Origin of the sequence: Streptomyces sp. NPDC001728 (assembly GCF_040297565.1) — a bacterium.
Lineage (GTDB): Bacteria > Actinomycetota > Actinomycetes > Streptomycetales > Streptomycetaceae > Streptomyces.
In genome coordinates, this window is record NZ_JBEOZK010000032.1 from 48,702 (window position 1) to 70,260 (window position 21,559).

The window sequence follows — 21,559 nt, forward strand, 5'->3', positions numbered from 1 at the left end:
ATCTCGACACCTCCCCCATGGGAGGGGACGTGCACTCCAAGAAGGCGCCTGAACCAGGGAACACCCCAGGTCAGGCGCCTTCTTTCGTGCGCCTAGAAGAAGCCGAGCTTCTTCGGTGAGTAGCTCACCAGCAGATTCCTAGTCTGCTGGCGGTACCCGCCTCGCATGTCCCCTGACCAGCGGAATCGGCCGCGATTCGGCCAAGCTCCAGGCGGCTGGTCCGCGAATGGCCCGGATCTTGGCCGGCACGGAGAGGGCCTCTGACCGATGGCGCGAGGCGGCGGCGAGTTGGCACAGGCGAGGGGGATCCCGCGTCTGCGCAGGTAGGCGCGGTTGGCCTTGGACGAGGAGGCATGGTCCGCGGCCACCGCCATGGGTCGGGTGCGTGGCCGGCCGAGTGAGCCGGGACCTGGATTCGGCCGAGTGCTGTGGGAACGGAGGGCTGCCCCTGGGGCGGGTGAACTCCCGCTGCTGCAGGGGCGGCGCCTGGGGTCTCGGCGTCGCTGACGAGGGCACCGTCGTATGCCGTGTCCGCTCCCTCCCAGCGCTCAGCGAGGGCAAGGGCGGTCGCCGCTTCGCCCCACACCGCACCCGACGACCACCCACTCATCATCAGGGAGCGGGGTCCGGGGAAAGGTGGATCCGGGCCGCTACCGGAAGGTGGTCGCTGGCCGTCGCGGGGAGGGTCCATGCCGAAGCGGCCCGGACGCCCCCGAGAAGGATCTGGTCGATCCGGACGGCCGGCAGGCGCGCCGGCCAGGTGAAGCCGAAGCCCGCGCCCGCCGAGGCCTGTGCGGAGGCGAGACGGTCGGTGAGGGGCCGCAGTGCGCGGTCGTCGGTGGAGCCGTTGAGGTCGCCCATGACGACGACGCGCCGGACGGGCTCGGCCCGTACCTCCGTCGCCAGCAGGCCCAGTGCCTCGTCGCGCGCCCCGGCGGTGAATCCGGCCGGGCCCACGCGGACGGACGGCAGGTGGGCGACGTACACGGCCAGCCGCCCGCCGGGCGCGTCGACCGTGGCCCGCATCGCCCGCGTCCACGGCATGATCGGCACGGCCCGCGCGTCCCTCAGCGGATGGATGCTCCACAGGCCCACCGTGCCCTGGTAGAAGTGGTACGGGTAGGCCTCCGCCAGGGCCTGCTCGTAGGCGGGCGCCGTGGCCGGGCTCAGCTCCTCCAACGCCAGTACGTCCGCCCCGGCGGCGAGCAGGCTCCGCACGGTTCCCCCGGGGTCGGGGTTGGCCTGGTTGACGTTGTGACTGACCAGCGTGAGGTCCCCGCCGGGGGACGTCTTGTCGGCGAGGACTCCGCCGAAGACCGCCAGCCAGGCCGCCGCCGGCACCACCAGGGCCACCGCCGCCGCCACCTGCGCCCGCCGCAGCAGGGCCGCGGCCACCAGCACGGGCACGACCAGCGCGCTCCAGGGCAGCAGGGTCTCGGCCAGACTGCTCAGCCGTCCGGGCAGCCTGGGGAGCAGCCCGTGGCCCGCGACGCCCACCCCGAGGAGGACGGAGCAGCCCGTGACCGCCGCCCCGCGGCGTCGCCACCACCGGCGGCGCGCCCCGGCGTCCGCCGCACGGTCCGGGCCGACCGCCGTGCCGCCCGCCCCGGTGGAGGGGAGGGTCCCCGCCGCCGTGCCGTCCGGTGCGGCGGCGGGGACCGGGCGTGTCGTCGCGGTCATCGTCCCCGGCCCTCCGTTCCGGCGGCGGCCAGCCGGTCGCGGACGGCGGTGAGCAGGCCGCGACTGGTGTCGACGGCGGCGCGGAGCCCCTCGGCGGGCGTGGTGTTCGCCCGCTGGTGCAGGACGGCGCCCACCAGCAGCCGGGGCGTACCGCCGACGCGCACCTCGCAGGCCCACAGGAGGTTCCCGCCCGCCGGTGTGCTGGAGCCGGTCTTCACGCCGAGGACGCCCGGGGTGTCCAGCAGGGGATTGGTGTTGGTGATCGTCCCGAGGCCGGGGACGGTGATCTCGCGGGTGGCCACGACCGCCCGGAAGACAGGGTCCTCCATCGCGGCCCGCGTCAGCCGCACCTGGTCGGCCGCGGTGCTCGTGGTCGTCGGCTCGATGCCGCTCGCCCCCGTGTAGACCGTGTCCTTCATGCCGAGCCGTCCGGCGGCGCGCCGCATCTTCACCACGAAGGCAGCCTGGCTGCCGGAGTCCCAGCGGGCCAGCAGACGGGCGACGTTGTTGCCGGAGGGGATCAGGAGCAGTTCCAGGAGCCGGCGCTGGGAGTAGCGTTCGCCAGGCCGTACGGGGACGGTCGACTCGCCGCCGACCCCCGCCTCGTGCGCGGCCGTCCGGTCCACTTCGATCAGGGGGCCTTCCTCGTCAGGCCGCAGCGGGTGCTCCTCCAGGATGACGTAGGCGGTCATCACCTTCGTCAGGCTCGCGATCGGCACTGGCCGCCGCCCGCCCCGCTCGCCCAGCGAACCGGTCCCTTCGAGGTCGACGGCGCTCTGGCCGTCCCGCGGCCACGGGAGCGGGCCGATGTCGGAAACCGGCCTTCGCTCGTCACCCGGCGTCGGAGGCGCGCCGGAGGGGGAGGCGACGGCGATGCCCAGGGCCGTCAGCAGGGCCAGGAACAGGGCACCGCCGACGAGGCGGTGACGGGGGGTACGGGGAACGGGCACGGGCCGCCTCCAGGGGCTGCGGTACGGGATCGGTACGGCAGCAAGACTCCGGGGACGAGGTCTCCGTCCCACGGTCGGAAGAGCGCGGCCCGCTCTCGGGAACCCATCGGTCGTGTATCAACGGGGCGGCGAGTGGACGTGCGCCAGCCGGCGCGTTCGACGCATCGGCGGGGGCGGGTCGGGCCCCGGCCGGAAGAGCGGAGGGGGTGCGCATCGCGCCGGGCGGCCGTCCCGGCGAAGGCGATCGACACGGGACGGCCTCGTCGGCGGACGGAGCCGTCCCCGGACGGCGGAGCCACGCACCGGCGGGCCGTCCGAAGCGCGGGGACGTACGCCGACAGGTGACCGCCGAGGACCGTGCGTCGGCAGGCAGGCCGTACCGGTACGTACCCCGACAGGCGGACCTCCCGGGACGCCGAGGAGCGTCCCGCGGCGGGCAGGCCGTCCCGGTACGGCCGGGTCACCCGCCGGCGGGCGGTCCAGGGACGCGGTCACGCCTCGGACGGTGGCCCGTCCTGGGGCAGGGTCAGGGTCGCGACCGCCCCTCCGTCCGGGGCGTTGGCGAAGTCCAGGGTCGCCCCGATCACCCTCGCCTGGCCGGACGCGATCGTCAGGCCCAGGCCGTGCCCGTGCCCCCGCTCGGCCGTGCCCGTACGAAATCGCTGGGGGCCGTGGGACAACAGGTCGGCCGGGAAGCCGGGGCCGTGGTCCCGGACGGTCACCGTCCGGCCGGCGACGGCGACTTCCACCGGGCCCGCGCCGTGCCGGTGGGCGTTGACGACGAGGTTGGAGACGATACGGTCCAGGCGCCGGGGGTCCGACTCGACCACCGCCGCCTCCCGTTCGGTCACCCGCGCCGCGAGGCCCGTCCGCGCCACCGAGTCCCGGACGAGGGCGGCCAGGTCGACCGGTCCCGGCTGGGACGTCTCGGCGCCCGCGTCGAGACGGGAGATCTCGAGGAGATCCTCCACCAGGTTCCGCAGCACCCGCACCCGGCTCTGGACCATGTCCGTCACCTCGCCCTCGGGCAGCAGGTCCGTCGAGGTGACCAGACCCATCAGCGGGGTGCGCAGCTCGTGTGCGACGTCGGCGGTGAAGCGCTGCTCGGTGTCGATCCGCTGCTGGAGGCTGTCGGCCATCGAGTCCACCACGGCTGAGATCTCGGCGACCTCGTCGCCCCCGCGGACCGTCCCCGTCCGGGCGTCGAGGTCGCCCGCCGTGATGCGGCGGGCCGTGCGGGCCACCCGGCGCAGCCGCCGGGCGGGGAGTTCCGTCGCCAGGGCCGTGGCGGGGACGACGACGCCCAGGGTGAGCAGCGAGTACTTCCACATGTGACGGTCCAGGGCCTGCCGGGTCAGCAGGTCGGCGGTCATGTCGACCTCGACCGCGTACAACTTCCCGCCCTCCCGCCGGGCCGCCCAGAACACGGGGGCCGGGGGCTCGTTCTCGTAGAGCGTGGCCTCGCCGTCGTGCTCGACCTGCCGCAGCAGGGCCTCGGGCAGCTCCCCCGGGGAGGCCCGGGGGCCATCCTCACCCGAGGCCGCGGCCTCCTCCCTGGCCTTCGCCAGGGCCGTGACGGCCCTGCCCGCGCCCTCGTGCGTGGACCGCCGCAGCACCGAGTCGTGCACCAGCACGCCGACCGTCAGCGCCATCGAGGCACAGGCCAGTGCCACCAGGAGGACGATCTTCCAGCGTAGCGAGCGGGAGTGCGGCACCAGGCCCGCGACCGCTCCCCGGGGACCCCGGCTCACCGCTTCCACTTGTAGCCGAAGCCCCGGACCGTCTCGACGCGCTCGGCGCCGATCTTCTTGCGCAGTCGCTGCACGCACAAGTCGACGACCCGGGTGTCGCCGTCCCAGCCGTAGTCCCACACCTCGCGCAGCAGGGTCTGACGGTCCAGCACGATTCCTGGGTGCGCTGCGAATTCGAGCAGCAGCCGCAGCTCGGTCGGGGCGAGCGCGATCCGCTCGCCGCCTCTGCGGACCTCCAGGGCCGCGGGGTCGAGGGAGAGGTCACCGAAGACCAGCGGGGCGGCCGGCTCCGCGGGGCCGGCCGGTTCGGCTGCCGGGGGTACGAAGGCGGCCCGGCGCAGCAGCGAACGGATCCGCGCCACCAGGACGGCGGTGTCGACGGGCTTCACCACGTAGTCGTCGGCCCCCGCCTCCAGGCCGGACACCACGTCGAGGGCGTCGCCGCGCGCCGACATCATCAGGATCGGGTCCGTGGCCGTCTCCCGGATGCGCCGGCACAGCCCGATGCCGTCCAGGCCCGGCAGCATCACGTCGATCAGCATCAGGTCGTGCCGCCCCTCCCGGAAGAGTTCGAGCCCGGTCAGGCCGTCGGCCGCGACGAGCACGCGGTAGCCGTAGCGCTCCAGGGCCATCGCGACGGACCGCCGGATCACCTCGTCGTCCTCGACGAGCAGGATCGTCACGGGCGCGGGCACGGCATCAGACATGTACATCCCTCGGGGCACGGGACGGGAAAGGTCCTCCATCATGCCTCACCCTCCCGCACCCCCGGCGGCGCGGGAGGGCTGTCGGCACGCCCCCGACCTGGTCTGATACACGCCTGATACACCACCGCGCGGGGGCCGACGCCCATCCGAGCCGGTACGGACACGGAGACGGCGCGCCTGACACCGGCGCCGCGACAGCCGCTCCGGCGCCCACCGTCGCCGGACGAGTGACGTCGGTTGCCACGACGGCGTCGTCACCCTGTCGGAAGGTGCGCTCGCCGCGCCGTCCGCACGCACGTCGCGACGCAGGGCCTCCACGACCTGTCGGCCGGCGCCGCACCAGAAGCACCGGCCTGGACGTCGACAGGTGGGCGGCCTGCACCGGGTGCCCGGTCACCCGGGGTGATCGGCCGCGGGCCGGGCGGCGAGGTCGTCGCCTAAGCCCGTCGCAGGCCAGGTGGACTTTCGTGCCCAGTCCGCCGCGGGATCGGCCGCCGCCGTGATCACCCGCTTCGTCCCGGTCGACCGCCCCCTTTTACCGCCGGCGGCGTGCTGGTGGGCCCGCACGATGGTGGAGTCGACCGACACCAGCCACTGGATGTCCCCGGCCGCGTCCTTCTCCGCCCGAATGGCCCGCAGCATGCGCGAGAAGGTGCCGTCCAGGGACCACCTGCGAAAACGCGTGTACAGGGTCTGCCAGGAGCCGTACCGTTCCGGCACATCGCGCCAGGCCGATCCGGTCCGCAGCTTCCACACGATCCCGTTCAGCACCACCCGGTCGTCCGAACGAGGACGCCCCGCGGTCCCCGAACTCGGCAGCAACCGCGACAGCACAGCCCACTCGGCATCCGAAAGCTCATGACGACGCACCACGACAAGCATGATCCCTCATCACTCGATCACCTTTGAAGACGATCCCTAGTCCCACGACGGAGACCCGGAATCGGGGCCTTGCGCAGCCACTTGCATGTGACCAGTACGGGTCATGGGAGTGGAAGTGTGGGCTCGAGTCGTACCCGATTCGGGCGGCGGCGCGGGTTCCCGCCGGGTCCGGCTGGGCAGAACGAGGGACCTACGCGACCGTCGGCCTTGCGGGTGAGCAGGTTGATGCAGGGTGTGGGAGCGGGGCGTGAAGCTGGGCGTCCGACGTGAACGACGCTGTGCTGACGGAGCTCGTCGCCGCGGGGGCCGCGATCGGCGGCGGAGTGGCTGACGGGGTGTTCGCCCTCGCTGCCGCGAAGCGGCAGGCCGCTTCCGCCTGGAAGGCCGGCCGACAACAGGCGGCCGCCGCCTGGGACGCGGGTCGGCTCCAGGCCACAGCGCAGCTCGACCTGTCCCGCCGGACGCTCACGGAACAGGCGCTGACGAACCAGAGGGCGGTGCGGCGGGCGGCATACGTGACGTTCCTGGGCCGTACCGATAGCGCTCAACTGGCTCTGGCGGCTTGGCAGAGCGCCGTCGGCACGGCGGACGAGTCGCCACGCCGAAGGGAGTACGACTCGATCATGTGGTCGGTGGGGGAGGTGCTCGGCAAGCGCCGCACACCCGACTGGGTGTGCGGCGCCCGCGAGGTCGACGAGCTTGCCGTGGCGAGCCGCGCCCGGGGCGCCGGGATCGACGCCCAGCTGCTGGACGCGGTCACCGCCGGCCGGGGACCGTCTCTGCCACGTCCGGACGGCGTGGCAGACTGGCGGCTCACGCAGCAGCGGTGAGCGGGGGTTGATCCGGTTGGGGCTGGAGATCGAGAGCCGCCCTTCGGAGCTGCCGCACATCGAGCGGGTCTGGCGCAGCCGAAGCGATGACGTGGGGCGGATGACGTCGATCGCGAACGCGCACTGGGAGCTCGTCTTCTGGGAGCACGACGGCCGGGTGCAGGCTGCGGTACTCGGCCCGGAGCCCAAGGCCAGCGTGGCGCCCGTCCCGAAGGACGCCACGTTCTTCGGCATCAGCTTCGCCGTCGGTACTTCGATGCCGCACGTACCGATCAGTCGGCTGGTCGGCAGCGGCGCGGAGATTCCCGACGTGACGCGGCGGTCCGTGTGGCTGAGGGGCTCGGCGTGGCACGTGCCCGATTACGACAACGCGGAGGCGTTCGTACGGCGCCTGGTACGCGAGGGCATCGTGGACCGCGACCCGATCGTGCCCGCCGTCCTCGACGGGGCGGTTCCCGACGTCTCCGAACGCACCCTCCAGCGGCGTTTCGCCGCCGCGACGGGCCTCACCCAGGGCGCCATAGGGCAGATCCACCGTGCCCGCCAGGCGGCGGTACTGATCCAGGAGGGCGTTCCGGCACAGGACGTCGTACACCGGCTGGGGTACTTCGACCAGCCGCACCTGGCACGGTCCCTGACCCGATACATCGGCCGCACCGCCACTCGGCTGAGCGCCCCGGACACGGCCGAGCCGCTGTCGCTTCTGTACAAGCCCTCGCCCTCGGCGCCCGCATAGCCTTCCTGACGCAGCGACAAACCCGTACGCATCATGGAGGAATCATGCGCAAGGTCGTTTCCGGTCTGTTCGTCTCGCTCGATGGTGTCACCCAGTCGCCGAACGAATGGCAGTTCGCCTTCGACGAGGAGATGGGCGCCGCGCTGGCGGAGACGCTGGAGACGGCCGACGCGATCCTGCTGGGCCGTGTGACGTTCACCGAGTGGGCCGGGTACTGGCCGACGGTGACCAGCGGGGAGGACGCGGCCTTCGCCAAGTGGATCAACGGCTCGCCCAAGTACGTTGTCTCCTCCACGCTGGACAGCGTCGACGACTGGGCGAACAGCACACTCGTCCGTGGCGAGCCGGCGACCGCGATCAAGGAGCTCAAGGCGGGCGAGGGGAAGAACATCACCGTCGCGGGAAGCCCGACGCTGGTGCGCTCGTTGCTGGAGCTGGACCTCCTGGACGAACTGGTCCTGCTGATCCACCCGGTGGTGGCCGGCGAAGGGCGCAAGAAGCTGTTCGCCGATGATGCCGCCCTGAAGAAGATGGAGCTGGTGAGCGCCCGGCCCACCAGCAGCGGAGTGATCATCGCGACCTACCGACCGGAGCGCTGAGAGGTCCTCCGTGGGGCCTCTGCGGTGTGCAGGCTGCTGATCTTGAGTCTTGGCCTGAGGAAATCGGACTGCTCCGCCCCACCGCCGAGGCCCGGCTGCGCCGGGCGGAGTTGTGGGCCGTTCTGGCCAGAGGGACGCCCCGCGGGGAACTCGGGGCGGCTACTCCGCTCACGTCTCGGCGGTGGCCCAGTGCCGCGCGACGGCCGGCGACCGGCTGCGCGAGGCGCTCCGGCGTTCGGGCCCGGGCGTCCGGAGGTCACGGTCCAGGGCATCACGGTCTGGGGCGAGCACCCCTCACTGAACGGGTCGGACGGATTCGCGCGGGTCGAGCGGCTTGTGCACCCGGTGGGAATCCGGGACTGCTCCGCAGCGGTGAGCGGGAACGACCGCCGTCATACGCGAGCCGGCGCAGAGAACCGGTCCATCCCGCCTCCGGTACGTCGATCCTGACGGTCTCGCCGGCGGGGCCGGCTCCGCCGCACCACCAGCGGGAGGCGCCTGCCCGGCCGGAACCCGGGCCAGGCGTCTCTCTGTATTCCTAGAAGAACCCAAGCTTCTTGGGACTGCAACTCTGCACTATGTTCTTGGTGTGCTGGTGGTACACGCCTCGCATGGCCGCTGACCAGCGGAAACGGCCACGATCCGGCCAAGCTGTAAGCGGCTGGTCCGCGTATGGCCCGGATCTTGGTCGACCTCGTTCCCAGCCCCGAAGAGCGACCGCCATGCGGGAGCAGTTCGCACCGAAGGACGACAGCCGCTCAGCCCCGCCCTCTTATGGCCACGATGAACCGCGAGTTGTGATCCTTACACCCCCGCTCGCGCGGGGACCACGCCGGGCCACGGCCTGCCATGAGCGTGGACTCCGGAACATCCCCGCTCGCGCAGGAACCACCAGGACAGGTGTTGCGGGGCTTGCCCTAGTACTCCAGCAGGATTTCGCTGTCTGACCTGGTCTTTCGTCGGGTGGCGGGAGTGTAGCGGGTCTCCGGTCGTGCGGGGGTGGTCTCACGGAGACCGCCCCTCGATCGTGCGACAACGCCGCAGGTAGTGACAGTGGCGAGCGACTGCTTGGCGTCGTCGGCGCCAGTTCGACCAGCTCAGCGCGTGGCGTCTGCCTCGGTGTCCGCTCAGGTGCGGGGGCCGGGCACGACAAGCTGCCAGGAGTCGCCGAACCTCCGCCACTGTGAGCCCGACGGCCCCGGCTGTCCCACCTGTTCCACCCCTTTTTCCCTGGCCTGGTGTGCCGTGGCGGCCAGGAAGGCGTGCGCGAGCATGGCCAAAGTGATGTGCCGATACCAGCCCACATAGCGGCGGACCTCGTACTCGTCCAGGCCGCACTCGTTCTTCGCGGCCTGGAAGCATTCCTCGATCGCCCAGCGTGTCCCGGCGACCCGCACCAACTCCCGGACGGTGACCTGAAGGGGTGTGTAGGCGATCTCGTCGGGCTTGCTGATGCTGCGCCGGGCCAGTGCCCACCGCATCCGGTGAGGCACCTCGCCCTGATAGTCGAACTCGGCGACCGCCGGCAGCCGCACCGCTGCCCAGTGGTAGACGCGGGGCCCCTTCGCGCCGTCGCCGCACGAGACCTTCTCCCACGCTTCGTCCGGGGCCTGCGCGAACAGAACCTCGATCCGTGAACAGCCCACGCTGAACTGGGACTTGGGGACGGCCAGTACGTAGCCGACACCCGACTGTTCCAGCAGCCGACGGAACCGGTTGTCCTGACCGTAGGCGCAATCCGCGGTGACCCAGGTAATGGGCAGCGGCGAGGCGAGGGCCCGCAGCACCATGTGCCGGGCCAGTTCGCCCTTGGTGGCGAACTCCCGCTCGTCGGGGACTCTGGCCGCGCGGCAGCGTTCCCGGTCCTCGGTCCAGGACTTCGGAAGGTAGAGCTCGCGGTCGACCAGGGCCCGGCCCCGGGCGGAGGCGTAGGCGGCGAAGACGCCGATCTGGCAATTCTCGGTCCGGCCGGCGGTTCCGGAGTACTGGCGCTGGACCCCGGCGGAGGTGACGCCCTTCTTGATAAACCCGGTGTCGTCGATGATCAGGACGCCGTCGTCCTCGCCAAGCTTGCCGGCGACGTATTCCTGCAGGTCGTCGCGGATGTCATCGGGCTCCCACTTCGATCCGGCGAGGAGGTGCTGCAGGCCGTCGGGCGTGCGGTGGCCGGCCTGCTCGGCCAGCTGCCAGCTGTTCTTCCGGGCCACCGGGGCGAGCAGCCCGCGTACGTAGTCACGCATGCGGCGACGGAGCTCGACCCGGCCGAAGCGGTGCCCGATGGCCAGGAAGAGATCGTCCAGTTCGAGGTCCCACTGCGCGGCGGCATACTCGGTGATCACCCTCGGAGGCTGCCCCGCCACTGTCACTACCTGCGGCGTTGTCGCACGATCGAGGGGCAGTCTCCGTGAGACCACCCCCGCACGACCGAAGTCCCGCTACACTCCCGCCACCCGGCGAAAGACCAAGTCAGACAGCGAAATCCTGCTGGAGTACTAGTTCAGAGAAGTGGCCAGGCCGAATGGCGTCGCTGTGGACCGCAAGGGACGGGGTATCCGCGCTTCCTCCAGGGGCCCCTGGGGCGTGCTCCCAGGCTATGCCGTCCGCGGCTGTGATCGCGCGGCTCCTGCGGCTGCCCGGGGGGGCGGACGCGGACCTCGTACGGCGCTCCGGTGCTGATCGCTTCTGCCCGCTCGGCGAGGTCGGCTTCCGTGGATCCGAGGAGCGCGCGGTCGGCGGCGGCGCGGAGCAGCGGCACGATCTCCCCGATGGGCTGGCCTTGAGCGCTCGCCGGCGTCCTTCCGGCCCGTGCGTGGTCAGGAGGCGGTGTCGTCCTGTGCGGGCTGTTCGACGTGGACGGTGCCGTCGTCGTCGAGGGGAGGGTGGAGGGCCTCGGGAGCGTGGGTGCTGATGTCGGACGGGCGCGGGCGCTCCGGTCCGTCGGGGCCCCAGCGCAGCAGGCGGCGGGCGCGTGCGATCCGGGAAACGGTGCCGCCGGCCTCGATCTCGTCGCACCGGCCGGCGCGGAGCCGGTCCGCGGCCGCGGCGAGTTCCGCGAGTTCCTCGGCCACCGGGCCGGTGCTCTCGGCGAGGACGGTGTGCGCGTCGACGTCTCTCTCGGCGTCGACGGGGATCAGGCCGCGCATGCGCGGTTCCATCCAGGTCAGGGCGAACACGAGGGTGCGGCGGGCGTCGTGGGCGGTGGCGTGCAGGCTGCTGCCCGGTGACCAGGGCCCGGTGCCGGACCGCTCGACGATCAGGAACGTGGCCGGCAGGAGCACCACGTCGGGGTGGGACTCCACGGCCCGCGCGGAGTCCTCCAGCACCGAGGCCGGGAATCTGGCCCCGGTGTAGGCCAGGGACCGCAGGGACAGGCGCTCCGCCGCCTGGAGCGGGGACAGCGGGGCGTCCGGGTCCAGGACGAGGTCGTCGTCGACGCCCGGGGAGCCGGCGCCGGCGCCGCGGCTCCTGTCCGGGGTGATCGGTTCGGGGTCGGTAGGCCGCGGCGTCTCGATGCCGCCGTGCGCGTCGACGGCCGCGTACTCCTCCGCCCGCACGATCCGGTAGCGGGTCCCGAGCACGGTGAGCTCGTCGACGCACTCGCTCTCCAGCCGGGCGACCGCCGCCAGCAGCGCACGCCGCTCCGGCCTGTCCTTCGCCTCGTCCTTCGCCCGGAACCACAACCGGGAGTTCAGCGCGTCACGGGCCTCCTGCGGACAGCCGTGGGTGACGGCGACGACCACCCGCCACCCCTGCCCGTCGCCCTCGTCCTGCGCCGCCACCCCGAACAGCGGCCCCCGTACGACCAGGGAGCTGTGGCGTACCGCAGCGTCGACGGCATCGGCCTCCATCACGGCCTCCACCGGCTCCACCGGAACCCTCACCGCCACCGGCCACGCCTCCGGTCCCGCACCCTCGTCGCTCATCCCACCATCCTGACGGCAGCCAAGCACCCGCATCCCGGATTCACCGGATCACACCCCGAAACCACCCTCGGGGCGGAGAGGGCGACTTCGTTCTCAGGGGTACTTCCGATGCCGTACGACAGCCTTGTCGGCGCCGCTCAGCGGGCACAGCTCGAAGCGGCGGGCCCGACCAGCGCCGGTCCGCGTCCACCTGGGCCGGGGGCACGACGTCCTGCGAGCGAGGCGCGGGAGTGACCGCGCGGGTGGACTGGACCAGGCATTCGGAGGAGCCGTTGTCAGCATGGTCACCCGTGGCTCGGCAGGGCGGCGACGCACAGTGGGTGCGTGGACGTCGAGGAGATCACCAAGAGTTGTACGGGCTGAGGCCGTCGGAGTTCACCGCTGCGGGCGATGCGTACGTCGCCAGGGCCCGAAAGGTGAAGGACTCCGGGGCGGCGAAGGCGCTCGCCGCACTGCGCCCGGCCTCTGCGGACCGCGTCAGCTCCTTCACGCCGCAGCCGTGTCACCAACGTGCCGAAACAGCGGGGGCTCAGCCCGGTGAACGGGGCTATCCAGGAAGGCTCCGACGCCGTAATCACACCAGACATCGCAAGATCTTTTCACGGGCCGCAGCACCGGCCAGCGGGCAGTCAGGAGGGACATCGCTGCGGTTCCACAGCCCTGAGCAGGCACTCGCGGTCGTCCACACTGATCAGTCCGCCCGGAAGGGTCCCGTCCTCCAGCAACGCGCGCAGGGCGGAAGCGTGTGCGGCGAAGGCGGCCCTGCACCACTCGCGTTCCGGGTGATCGCAGTCCTTCCCGAACAGCAGCAACTGGCGTTCATCGTCGGCGTCGACGGGTAGAGACAGCTCCGCGGCGACGATCAAGAGATCTACCAGGTTGGACCGCACCGCGACATCAGGGACAGCTGCCAGGCGGATCAGGAAGGGCAGGACGGCCGGCATCACGGCGCTCACGTGGAAGATGCTGTTCATCAGGACGTTCTCCAGCACGGGCAGAGCCGCGGGTCCGGCTGCCTCATCCAGGAGACCGCGGAGCAGGACCGGGATCCCGGCAGGGCACCCGGGAATCCGCGACCAGTCGACATCAGCGCAGCCCAGCAGCGCGGGGTGGTCGCATGCGGCTCGCTCCATCCGCGGATATTCGCGGAGGAACCGGGCAACGGCAGCCTCTTTGACCGCCGCATCCATCACACACATCTCTCTGCCCCTGCTCCCACGACTTCGCCCTGAACGGCCTCCGCGAAACCCTTCCCGGGGCGCGCGTCGAACGCAAGTGCCAGGCCAGTAGCCGCCACTTCCCGCCCTGGGGTAATGGCGCCCCAACCCAGTACTGGATTCCGGGACAGCCCTCAGCTGTGCCCGTCGGGACCACGCGACAGGCTCTCTGACGCCATGCGGCGGGCCGGAATGGCATGAGCTTTCAGCGCTGGGGGTCCAGTCGCATGTACGACGACGTTCACGGATTGCTGCGCAGGTCCCGTTGGGTGCGCAAGCGTGTGACCTGTTTCGTTCATCGGACCGCAGATGTTTTGCGCCATCCATCCGGACAGGTTGCTTTAGCGGATTACACGTCGTCCAGGCGCCGTGGTAGGACTGTTTGGCTGACTGATCATCATCTGGCGGGGGATTTCACGTCATGGCTGTCACGGTGCCGGACTGGGCTGACACGCTGCTCGACCTGGTGGGGGTGAACTGGCCCAACGTCGACGAGGACGCCTACCGGGAGATGGCGGACGCGCTCCGGGAGTTCGCGGACGACCTCGCCGACGACGGTCAGCTCGCCAACAACCACATGGAGCGCCTGCTGTCCTCGGGTCACGGCGAGGCCATGGACGCCCTCAACGAGCACTGGACCAAGGTCAAGGGCAAGCACCTCAAGGACATGGTCTCCGCGGCCCGCACGATCGCGGACGCGCTCGACCTCGTGGCGGGCGCGATCGAGGTCATGAAGGGGAAGGCGCTCGTCGAGCTGGGCGTGCTCGCCGGTCAGACGGGTCTGGCCATGGCGCTGATCCCGGTGACCGGTGGCCTGTCCGCGCTGCTCGGGGCTGGGGCGATCGCCTTCACGAAGAAGCAGCTGCTGAAGCTCATCACGGGCGCGATGGAAGAGGCGGTCGGCCACGTCGTCTCGGTGATGACCGAGCCGGTCGTGGCCGCGCTGGAGAACATGGCGGCGGACCTGGTCGTCCAGGTGAGCATGGACGCCTTGGGCGTCCAGAACGGCGTGGACCTCGACCAGACGCAGCAGGCCGGCAAGGACGGCTTCGACGAGGGGGTGCAGGGTGCGAAGCAGGGGCTGAACCTTGCCTCCGCCGGAGGTGGCGGCGGCGGAGGCAAGGGCAAGGGCTTCCACATCGAGCACGACGAGCACGACCAGGCCGGCACGAAACTGAACGGTGTCAGCGTCGGCATCCACGGCAAGACCGCCGGCAAGCTCACCAAGGCGAAGAGCGCCCAGCGCCGCAACAAGGGCCGCGACGACATCGCCGACGCCCTCGACCCCGCCATCGAGAAGGCCATGGGCGCTCTCGTGAAGTCCGCCAAGACCATGGGCGACCACGTCGGCGAGACACTCCCCAAGGCCGTGAAGCAAATCTCCACCGACCACAAGAACAACGACGACGCCATCCGCGACCGACTCGCGCGGCAGCGCAAGGGCGGACACGATGACCGGGACCGGGGTAAGAATCCCGGCGATCGTGGTAGCAGGGACAAGGACGCGCGTCTGAAGCCTGATTCACTGCGCGAGGTGAAGTCCGACCCGCGCCGGCACGGGATCGAGCTCAGCAAGAAGAAGTGCGCGAACGACCCGGTCGACGTGGCGACGGGTGAGATGACTCTCCCCCAGACCGACCTGTCCCTTCCGGGAGTCCTTCCCCTCGTCCTGCGCCGCACCCATCTGTCCGAGTACCGCTTTGGCCACTTCTTCGGCCGCAGCTGGGCCTCCACCCTCGATGAACGCCTCGAGCTCAACGTGCCCGGTGCCGGTGCGATCTGGGCACGCGAGGACGGTTCCACCCTGGTCTATCCCCGTCTCCCTCTCCCGGACGGCACCCCGGTCCTGCCCATGGAAGGCCCCCGGATCGCCCTGGTCCATGGCAGTCAGAGCGAGGACGAGACCACCTACATCACCACCGACCTTCACACCGGGCTGACCCGTTCCTTCACCGGTAGCCCCTACCGCGCCTCTCCCACTTACTGGCTGACCAGGCTGACCGACAGAAACCACAACCGGATCACCTTTTCCCGGCGTCCGGACGGAACCCCCACCGCGGTCACCCACGACGGCGGCTACACCGTCCAGCTCACGTCCGAAGACACTCGTATCCGCGAACTCTCCCTGCGCACCGCCGAAGGCCCGGTCACTGTCCTGGGATACGGATACGACGGCCTGGGCAACCTCACCGAGGTCACCAACTCCTCCGGCCTGCCCATGCGATTCACCTACAGCCCGGAAGGCCGGATCACTTCCTGGACCGACCGGAACGAGGCGACGTTCCGGTATGTCTACGACGCCGAGGGCCGCGTGGTCCGTACTGTCGGCCCCGACGGCTATCTGTCGTCGACGTTCGCGTACGGTGTCCACCCGGAAACCGGCGACCGGGTGACGCGGTACACCAACTCGCAGAGCGCGACAACCACATACGTCGTCAACGGTCTTCTCCAGATCACAGCCGAGATCGATCCTCTCGGTCACGCCACACGTTTCGAATTCGACGCCCACGACCATGTGCTGGTCCAGACAGACGCGCTCGGGCGCTCCACCCGCTTCGAGCGAGATGAGCACGGCAATCTCGTCGGGCTTGTCGCGCCGGACGGCGCGCGGACCACCGCCACCTACAGCAAGCTGCATCAGCCTGAGGTGATCACCGAGCGTGCCGGGATTTCCCGCTCCTACGGCTACGACGAGCGTGGGAACCTCACCGTGTCTGTGGACCAGGCCGGCGCGCGCACGGAGTACGCGTTCACCCCCCGTGGGCACCTGTGTCTCGTGCGGGATGCGCTGGGAGCCTCCACACACATCACGACCGATGCCGCCGGACTGCGCCTACAGCTCACCCGGCCCGATGGGTCGACCGCTTCGTGCACACGCGATGCCTTCGGACGTGTCGTCAGTGTTGTCGACGCTGCGGGCGGGGTCGTCCGGCAGGGCTGGAGCGTGGAGGGCAAGCTCACCTGGCGTGAATTGCCGGACGGCAGTCGCGAGGAATGGACGTGGGACGGCGAGGGCAACCTGGTCTCTCACACTGACCGGATGGGCCGGACGTCCACGCATTCCTCCGGTCCTTTCGACCTGCTGCTCGGTACGCAGACGGGCGAGGACAGCAGTTACCGTTTCGCCCACGACACAGAGCTGCGGCTGACTGCGGTCACCAACGCCGACGGCCTGGTGTGGGAGTACAGCTATGACGCCGCCGGCAGGCTCGTGGCGGAGAAGGATTTCGACGGCCGCATGCTGACGTACGAGCGCGACCCCTGTGGCCGTATCGTCCGGCGGACCAACGCCGCGGGCCAGAGCCTCAGCTTCGACCGCGACGTCCTGGGCCGAGTCACCCGCATCCAGCACAGCGACGGTTCGGCTTCGCACTTCGACCACGACGAGAGCGGCCACGTCGCACAGATCGTGAACGCGCACTCCCGCATCCTGCTGGAGAGAGATCCTCTGGGACGCGTCGTTTCAGAGACGGTCAACGGCGCCACCCTGTCCTTTGCCTACGATGCCCTCGGTCGCCGCGTGGCCAGGCGCACGCCTTCCGGTGCTGAGAGCCGCTTGGAGTACGCACCGGGTGGCCTCGCCTCCTACACGGCCGGTGACCATGCCTTCCGGTTCGAACGCGACGCACTCGGACGCGAGACCGCGCGGTTCGTCGACGATTCCCTGGAGATGCGGCAGGACTGGGATCCGGTCGGCCGGGTCACCCACACGGCATGGGACAGCGGCCGGTCGCCTCTGTTGCGCAGAAGCTACACCTACCAGGCCGACGGCGTGCCGACGAGCATCGAGGACAGCCTGACAGGGCGCCGCACCTTCGCGTTGGATGCTGCCAGTCGCGTACGTGAGGTTCAGGCCCGCGGCTGGACGGAGCGGTACGCCTATAACGCTGCTGGCGACCAGAGCCGCACCGCTCTCTCCGTCCAGGCACCGGGTCAGGCGGCCGTCGGCGGCCGACATTACGAAGGTACGCGTCTGGCTCGGGCGGGACGCACACGCTACAGCTATGACGCGCAGGGCCGTCTCACCCTCCGGCGAACGAAGACGCTCAGTGGCGCGACGCTGACCTGGCATCTTCAGTGGGACGCGGAAGACCGGCTCACCCAGGTACAGACACCCGAAGGCGACCGCTGGCGCTACCTCTACGACGCTCTCGGGCGCCGCCTGTCCAAGCAGCGCCTCGGCCGGAACGACGAGGAGGCCACGCAGACCACGACGTTCTGCTGGGATGGCGCGCAGCTGGCCGAGCAGCGGGATAAGGACGCGACCCTGGTGTGGGACTACGCCGGAGCGCAGCCCCTCGGCCAGCGTGAGACGAAGACCGACGGCACGCAGCGGGAAGTCGACCGTCGTTTCTTCGCGATCGTCACCGATCTCGTGGGCAGTCCCACTGAGCTGGTCTCGACCGACGGGTCACTGGCCTGGCGTGCCCGCAGTACCGCCTGGGGAGCCACCCAATGGAACACCAACAGCACCGCATACACCCCGTTGCGGTACCCGGGCCAGTACTTCGACCCCGAGACAGGTCTGCACTACAACTTCAACCGCTACTACGACCCCGAGGTAGGCCGGTACCTGTCGCCCGACCCTCTGGGTATCGCTCCGTCGATCAACCACTACTCCTACGTCGTGAACCCGTTCGTACTGTCAGACCCTCTGGGCCTGGCAGCCTGCGAGCCGGATCCCACGTGGGGAGGCCAGGTCAGGTGGGTCCGCGACGAGCACGGGCGTCCCTACGAGATGCACGCGGTGATCACACGCAACATGCTCGACGAGGGCACGCACGCCCGGAACTCGATCATCCCTCCCGGGTACCAGTCAGACAAGGGACAGGCCCGCGGGCACATGCTGGCGCGGCAGCTCGGCGGGTCCGGCGACCACGACGACAACCTGTTCACGATCTCCCAGAACCCGACGAACACGCCGGAAATGAGCATGTTCGAGCAGCGTGTGTATGACGCTGTCTACGACCACGACGTCGTCCAGTACAGCGTGTACCTGGAGTATGCAGATGACGATCCCGATTCACCTCCCTCGCTCATCCAGGTCGAGGCGTTCGGCACAAAGAAGGACCGCGACGGAAACCTTCTGTTCGACGATGGAACCTTCTTCGACAACCCCGCCCACCTCGAGCCCCGCCCCAGACGCCGTCCTTAGCCAGCGAGGAAACAGATGACTTCTCTCACCGCGCTGACCGCGCTGTGCCCGCCTCCCGCTGTCGTTCCTCCTGCTCCCGACTGGCCGCAGGTCGAAGACGCGCTGGGGAAGGGGCTGCCCCAGGACTACAAGGAGCTCATCACCACATACGGGCCCGGCCAGTTCTGCGGATTCATCACCCTCTACCAGCCGCACGCCCCCAGCGAATGGGCCGATCTGACCGGCCCCATGCCGACGCGCCTACGGGGGCAGATTGAGGACGTCCGGCAGGCTGCCCGACGCCCCTGGCAACTGCCGCACTCCCCCGAGGACCTTTTCGCCATGGGAGTCACCGGCAACGGGGACTACCTCTTCTGGGTCACCCAGCCGGCCGACACCCCGGACGACTGGACCGTCGCCGTCAACGAGGCCCTGCGCGCACCCTGGTTCACCTACAACGGCTCCTTGACCGAGTTCCTCGTCAGCGTTCTCAGCGGGACCACAAGCGTCCCCATGTTCCCCAAAGATCTTCTCGACCACGGTCCCGCCTTCACCCCGTCGACTCTCGAAAGCAACGCACCGGCCGCAGCCGCCCGGACGTCAGTCAGCACACGCGCCGTCCGCGACTGGGCCAACGCCAACGGATACGACCTGCCCGAACGCGGACGCATCCCGATCGAGATCATCGAGGCATGGAAGCAGGACAATCCCAGCTGACACACGCCAGCCGCCCTCCTTGCCGCGACAGCCACGCCCTCTACGCCCGGATCAATCGGGAAGCAACGTAACTCGAGCAATGCTCGAGACCTGTGGATCGGACTCGGGAGGGGTGCCTCGCGGAACGCGGAAGGCGTACCTTCCCGAGTGATCGAGTTCTGGTCATCGAGTAGGCCCGCGTTGCAGCGGGGGTCGGGAAGGCACGCCCGTGCTGAGCGTAGTCAACGAGGACGGCACCGCCCAGAGCGGCTCCCTGATCGACGAGATCGTCCGCGAGGGCGCCCGGCGGATGCTCGCCGCCGCGCTGGAAGCGGAAGTCAACCAGTACGTAGCCGAGTTGGCGGCAGAGACCGGCGGGCACGGGCGGCGTCTGGTGGTCCGTAACGGCCACCACCGTCCCCGGACCGTGGTCACCGCGGCCGGCCCGGTCGAGGTCACTGCGCCGCGGGTTAACGACCGCCGCGTCGACGACGCAACCGGCGAGCGCAAGCGGTTCTCCTCGAAGATCCTGGCGCCGTGGTGCCGCAAGTCGCCGAAGATCTCAGAGGTCCTGCCGCTCCTCTACCTGCACGGCCTGTCGTCCGGGGACTTTGTGCCCGCGCTGGAGCAGTTCCTCGGCGGTACGGCCGGGCTGTCGCCCGCAACAGTGACCCGGCTGACGAAGCAGCGGAGCGACGACCACGCCGCCTTCCAGGACCGGGACCTGTCGGATCGCGACTTCGTCTACGTGTGGGCCGACGGCGTCCACCCCAAGGTTCGGCTCGGCCAGGCGCACTCGTGCGTCCTGGTCCTGCTCGGCGTCCGGCTGGACGGCACCAAGGAGCTGATTGCGCTGGCGGAGGGCCTGCGGGAGTCCACCGAGTCGTGGGCCGACCTGCTGCGTGACTGCCGCCGGCGTGGCATGCGCGACCCCGAGTTGGTGGTCGGAGACGGCGCGATGGGCCTGTGGAACGCGCTGGCCGAGGTGTTTCCCACCGCGAGGCATCAGAGGTGTTGGGTTCACAAGGCTCGCAACGTCACGAATTGCCTGCCGAAGTCCGCCCAGCCCGGTGCGACGAAGGCGATGCAGGAGATCTACAACGCGGAGGACCGCGCGCACGCTGAGAAGGCGATCGAGGCGTTTGCCCGCACCTACGGTGCCAAGTGGCCCAAGGCCGTCGCGAAGATCGCCGACGACCAAGACGAACTGCTCGGGTTCTACGACTTCCCGGCCGAGCACTGGGTCCACCTGCGGACCACGAATCCGATCGAGTCGACGTTCTCCACGGTCAAGCTCCGCACCAAGGTCACCCGCGGGGCCGGCAGCCCGGCCGCGGCCCTGGCCATGGTGTTCAAGCTCGTCGAGTCCGCCCAGGAACGCTGGCGCGCGATCACCGGCGCCCACCTCGTCGCCCTGGTCCGTTCCGGCGCGTGCTTCGAGAACGGCGTCCTGGTCGAGCGCACCGAGGTGGCGGCATGACCGAGCCCATCCATCCCGGCGGCCATGTCGTCAAGGTGGAACTGCAGATCGACCAGGTCACCGTCGTGAACCCGGCCGAGGCCACAGCCACCGTGCGCTGCATCCTTGGGCCCGTTCGTCTCGGTGCGCGCTTCGGCCACATCCGTGACTCGGCTGAGGTCATCGATCTGGAGCTGACTCAGATCCTCGCCTACTTTGGACGTTCCGTCGACGAACTCGACCCCGTCCACACCGCCCTCGTCACCTTCCAGGGCACAGGGGTCCAACACCTCACGTCAGCCACCCAGCGCTCTGGGTGGCAGGCCATCCAGGGGGTCAACCCGCCGCCGTGATCAAGCCATCCACAGGTATTGACTATTGCTCCTGGCACTGGCACAGCCGCGCATCCGCCGCAAGGCCCACCGCACCATCCTGGAGAACAACGGACACGTCATGGTCAGCTTCCGCGCATGGCTCGGCTTCACCGCAGCCGGCGGATCGAGCGACGACCCACGCCTGCGGATGCTCACCCTGGGCCTCGACGCCCCATACCCGGAGCGCCTCTTCGAAGCCCGACACCGCAACGAGCCGGAAACCCGGCTCCTGCAGATCCTCAGCACCGCGCTCGGCACCTGCTACTTCCACCGCAACAGGCCACCAGGCACGACCGAAAACGTCACCATCGAGAAGGTCGACTACCTCGAGTTCTACTACTAACGAGCTCGTGCACGGTAGGCGGTGAGACGTCGAGGATCCCGGCGGGGCTCGGTGTTCAGCTCTGCCGTGCGGGGATCAGGTCCGCGTGAAGTTTCTCCGTGATCTTGGGCACTCGATGGTTATGCGGCGAGGGTGTGCTGTTGCCGCTGCCTGGTCTCAGCTGGGGTGAGGTAGCCGAAGATGTTGTGCTTGCGCAGGCGCCGGCGGTTGTAGAAGGTCTCGATGAAGTTGAAGACCTCGGCGCGGGCGGTGGCCCGGTCGGGCCAGGTCCGGGTGCC

Annotated in this window: 17 protein-coding genes and 1 pseudogene; 8 read left to right on the plus strand and 10 right to left on the minus strand. The window is 70.1% G+C overall.

Annotated features, from left to right (window positions below; translation table 11 throughout):
- Positions 1–612 precede the first annotated feature (612 nt).
- The 5 genes from ABT154_RS32295 to ABT154_RS32315 form a co-directional block, all read right to left on the minus strand.
- Positions 613–1,680 (minus strand): endonuclease/exonuclease/phosphatase family protein, encoded by a 1,068-nt coding sequence (locus tag ABT154_RS32295; RefSeq protein ID WP_351861703.1) that lies wholly within the window; start codon positions 1,678–1,680, stop codon positions 613–615.
- On the minus strand, positions 1,677–2,630 hold the full coding sequence (locus ABT154_RS32300; RefSeq protein WP_351861705.1) for a D-alanyl-D-alanine carboxypeptidase family protein: 954 nt from the start codon (positions 2,628–2,630) through the stop codon (positions 1,677–1,679). Before ABT154_RS32300 ends, ABT154_RS32295 begins: the two co-directional genes overlap by 4 nt.
- 491 nt (positions 2,631–3,121) lie before the next feature.
- On the minus strand, positions 3,122–4,381 hold the full coding sequence (locus ABT154_RS32305; RefSeq protein WP_351861707.1) for an ATP-binding protein: 1,260 nt from the start codon (positions 4,379–4,381) through the stop codon (positions 3,122–3,124).
- Complete coding sequence (cseB, locus tag ABT154_RS32310) at positions 4,378–5,088, minus strand: two-component system response regulator CseB (RefSeq protein ID WP_502969641.1); 711 nt, start codon at positions 5,086–5,088, stop codon at positions 4,378–4,380. Before cseB ends, ABT154_RS32305 begins: the two co-directional genes overlap by 4 nt.
- A 393-nt stretch (positions 5,089–5,481) precedes the next feature.
- Positions 5,482–5,970 carry an IS5 family transposase gene (locus ABT154_RS32315; RefSeq protein WP_502969642.1) on the minus strand — a complete coding sequence of 163 codons (489 nt, stop codon included), beginning with the start codon at positions 5,968–5,970 and terminating at the stop codon, positions 5,482–5,484.
- Between the two features lie 266 nt (positions 5,971–6,236).
- Between ABT154_RS32315 and ABT154_RS32320 the strand changes: the two genes are divergently transcribed.
- From ABT154_RS32320 to ABT154_RS32330, 3 genes are read left to right on the plus strand one after another with little or no spacing between them, the layout of a single operon-like run.
- Entirely contained in the window at positions 6,237–6,800 is a 564-nt protein-coding gene (locus ABT154_RS32320; protein ID WP_351861710.1) for a hypothetical protein, read from the plus strand.
- A 16-nt stretch (positions 6,801–6,816) separates the two neighbouring features.
- Positions 6,817–7,536 carry a helix-turn-helix domain-containing protein gene (locus ABT154_RS32325; protein ID WP_502969644.1) on the plus strand — a complete coding sequence of 240 codons (720 nt, stop codon included), beginning with the start codon at positions 6,817–6,819 and terminating at the stop codon, positions 7,534–7,536.
- Between the two features lie 44 nt (positions 7,537–7,580).
- A complete protein-coding gene (locus ABT154_RS32330; protein ID WP_351861714.1) occupies positions 7,581–8,135 on the plus strand; it encodes a dihydrofolate reductase family protein in 555 nt (184 codons plus the stop codon).
- Positions 8,136–9,262: 1,127 nt separating this feature from the next.
- On the opposite strand, the gene ABT154_RS32335 is transcribed toward ABT154_RS32330, so the two are convergent.
- The 4 genes and pseudogenes from ABT154_RS32335 to ABT154_RS32350 form a co-directional block, all read right to left on the minus strand.
- Complete coding sequence (locus ABT154_RS32335) at positions 9,263–10,474, minus strand: IS701 family transposase (RefSeq protein ID WP_502969643.1); 1,212 nt, start codon at positions 10,472–10,474, stop codon at positions 9,263–9,265.
- Positions 10,475–10,948: 474 nt separating this feature from the next.
- Entirely contained in the window at positions 10,949–12,058 is a 1,110-nt protein-coding gene (locus ABT154_RS32340) for a DUF5954 family protein (RefSeq protein WP_351861716.1), read from the minus strand.
- Between the two features lie 458 nt (positions 12,059–12,516).
- Positions 12,517–12,645: pseudogene (locus ABT154_RS32345) on the minus strand (IS5/IS1182 family transposase); the annotation flags it as partial.
- A gap of 42 nt (positions 12,646–12,687) precedes the next feature.
- Positions 12,688–13,248: a hypothetical protein gene (locus tag ABT154_RS32350; RefSeq protein ID WP_351861718.1), complete on the minus strand. Its 561-nt coding sequence runs from the start codon at positions 13,246–13,248 to the stop codon at positions 12,688–12,690.
- Positions 13,249–13,696: 448 nt separating this feature from the next.
- Here ABT154_RS32350 and ABT154_RS32355 point away from each other — a divergent pair, with 448 nt between their 5' ends.
- From ABT154_RS32355 to ABT154_RS32375, 5 genes are all read left to right on the plus strand, one after another.
- The gene (locus ABT154_RS32355; protein ID WP_351861720.1) at positions 13,697–18,430 is read left to right on the plus strand and encodes an RHS repeat-associated core domain-containing protein; all 4,734 of its coding nucleotides are present in this window, start codon (positions 13,697–13,699) and stop codon (positions 18,428–18,430) included.
- Positions 18,431–18,445: 15 nt separating this feature from the next.
- Positions 18,446–19,126 (plus strand): Lsr2 family DNA-binding protein, encoded by a 681-nt coding sequence (locus tag ABT154_RS32360; protein WP_351861722.1) that lies wholly within the window; start codon positions 18,446–18,448, stop codon positions 19,124–19,126.
- A 208-nt stretch (positions 19,127–19,334) separates the two neighbouring features.
- Complete coding sequence (locus ABT154_RS32365; protein ID WP_351861724.1) at positions 19,335–20,585, plus strand: IS256 family transposase; 1,251 nt, start codon at positions 19,335–19,337, stop codon at positions 20,583–20,585.
- A complete protein-coding gene (locus ABT154_RS32370; RefSeq protein ID WP_351861726.1) occupies positions 20,582–20,917 on the plus strand; it encodes a hypothetical protein in 336 nt (111 codons plus the stop codon). Before ABT154_RS32365 ends, ABT154_RS32370 begins: the two co-directional genes overlap by 4 nt.
- Positions 20,918–20,942: 25 nt before the next feature.
- Positions 20,943–21,281 (plus strand): hypothetical protein, encoded by a 339-nt coding sequence (locus tag ABT154_RS32375; RefSeq protein ID WP_351861727.1) that lies wholly within the window; start codon positions 20,943–20,945, stop codon positions 21,279–21,281.
- Between the two features lie 119 nt (positions 21,282–21,400).
- Here the strand turns inward: ABT154_RS32375 and ABT154_RS34035 are convergent.
- Positions 21,401–21,559 (minus strand): IS3 family transposase (locus ABT154_RS34035; RefSeq protein WP_502969645.1); only part of this gene is annotated, 159 nt, incomplete at its 5' end.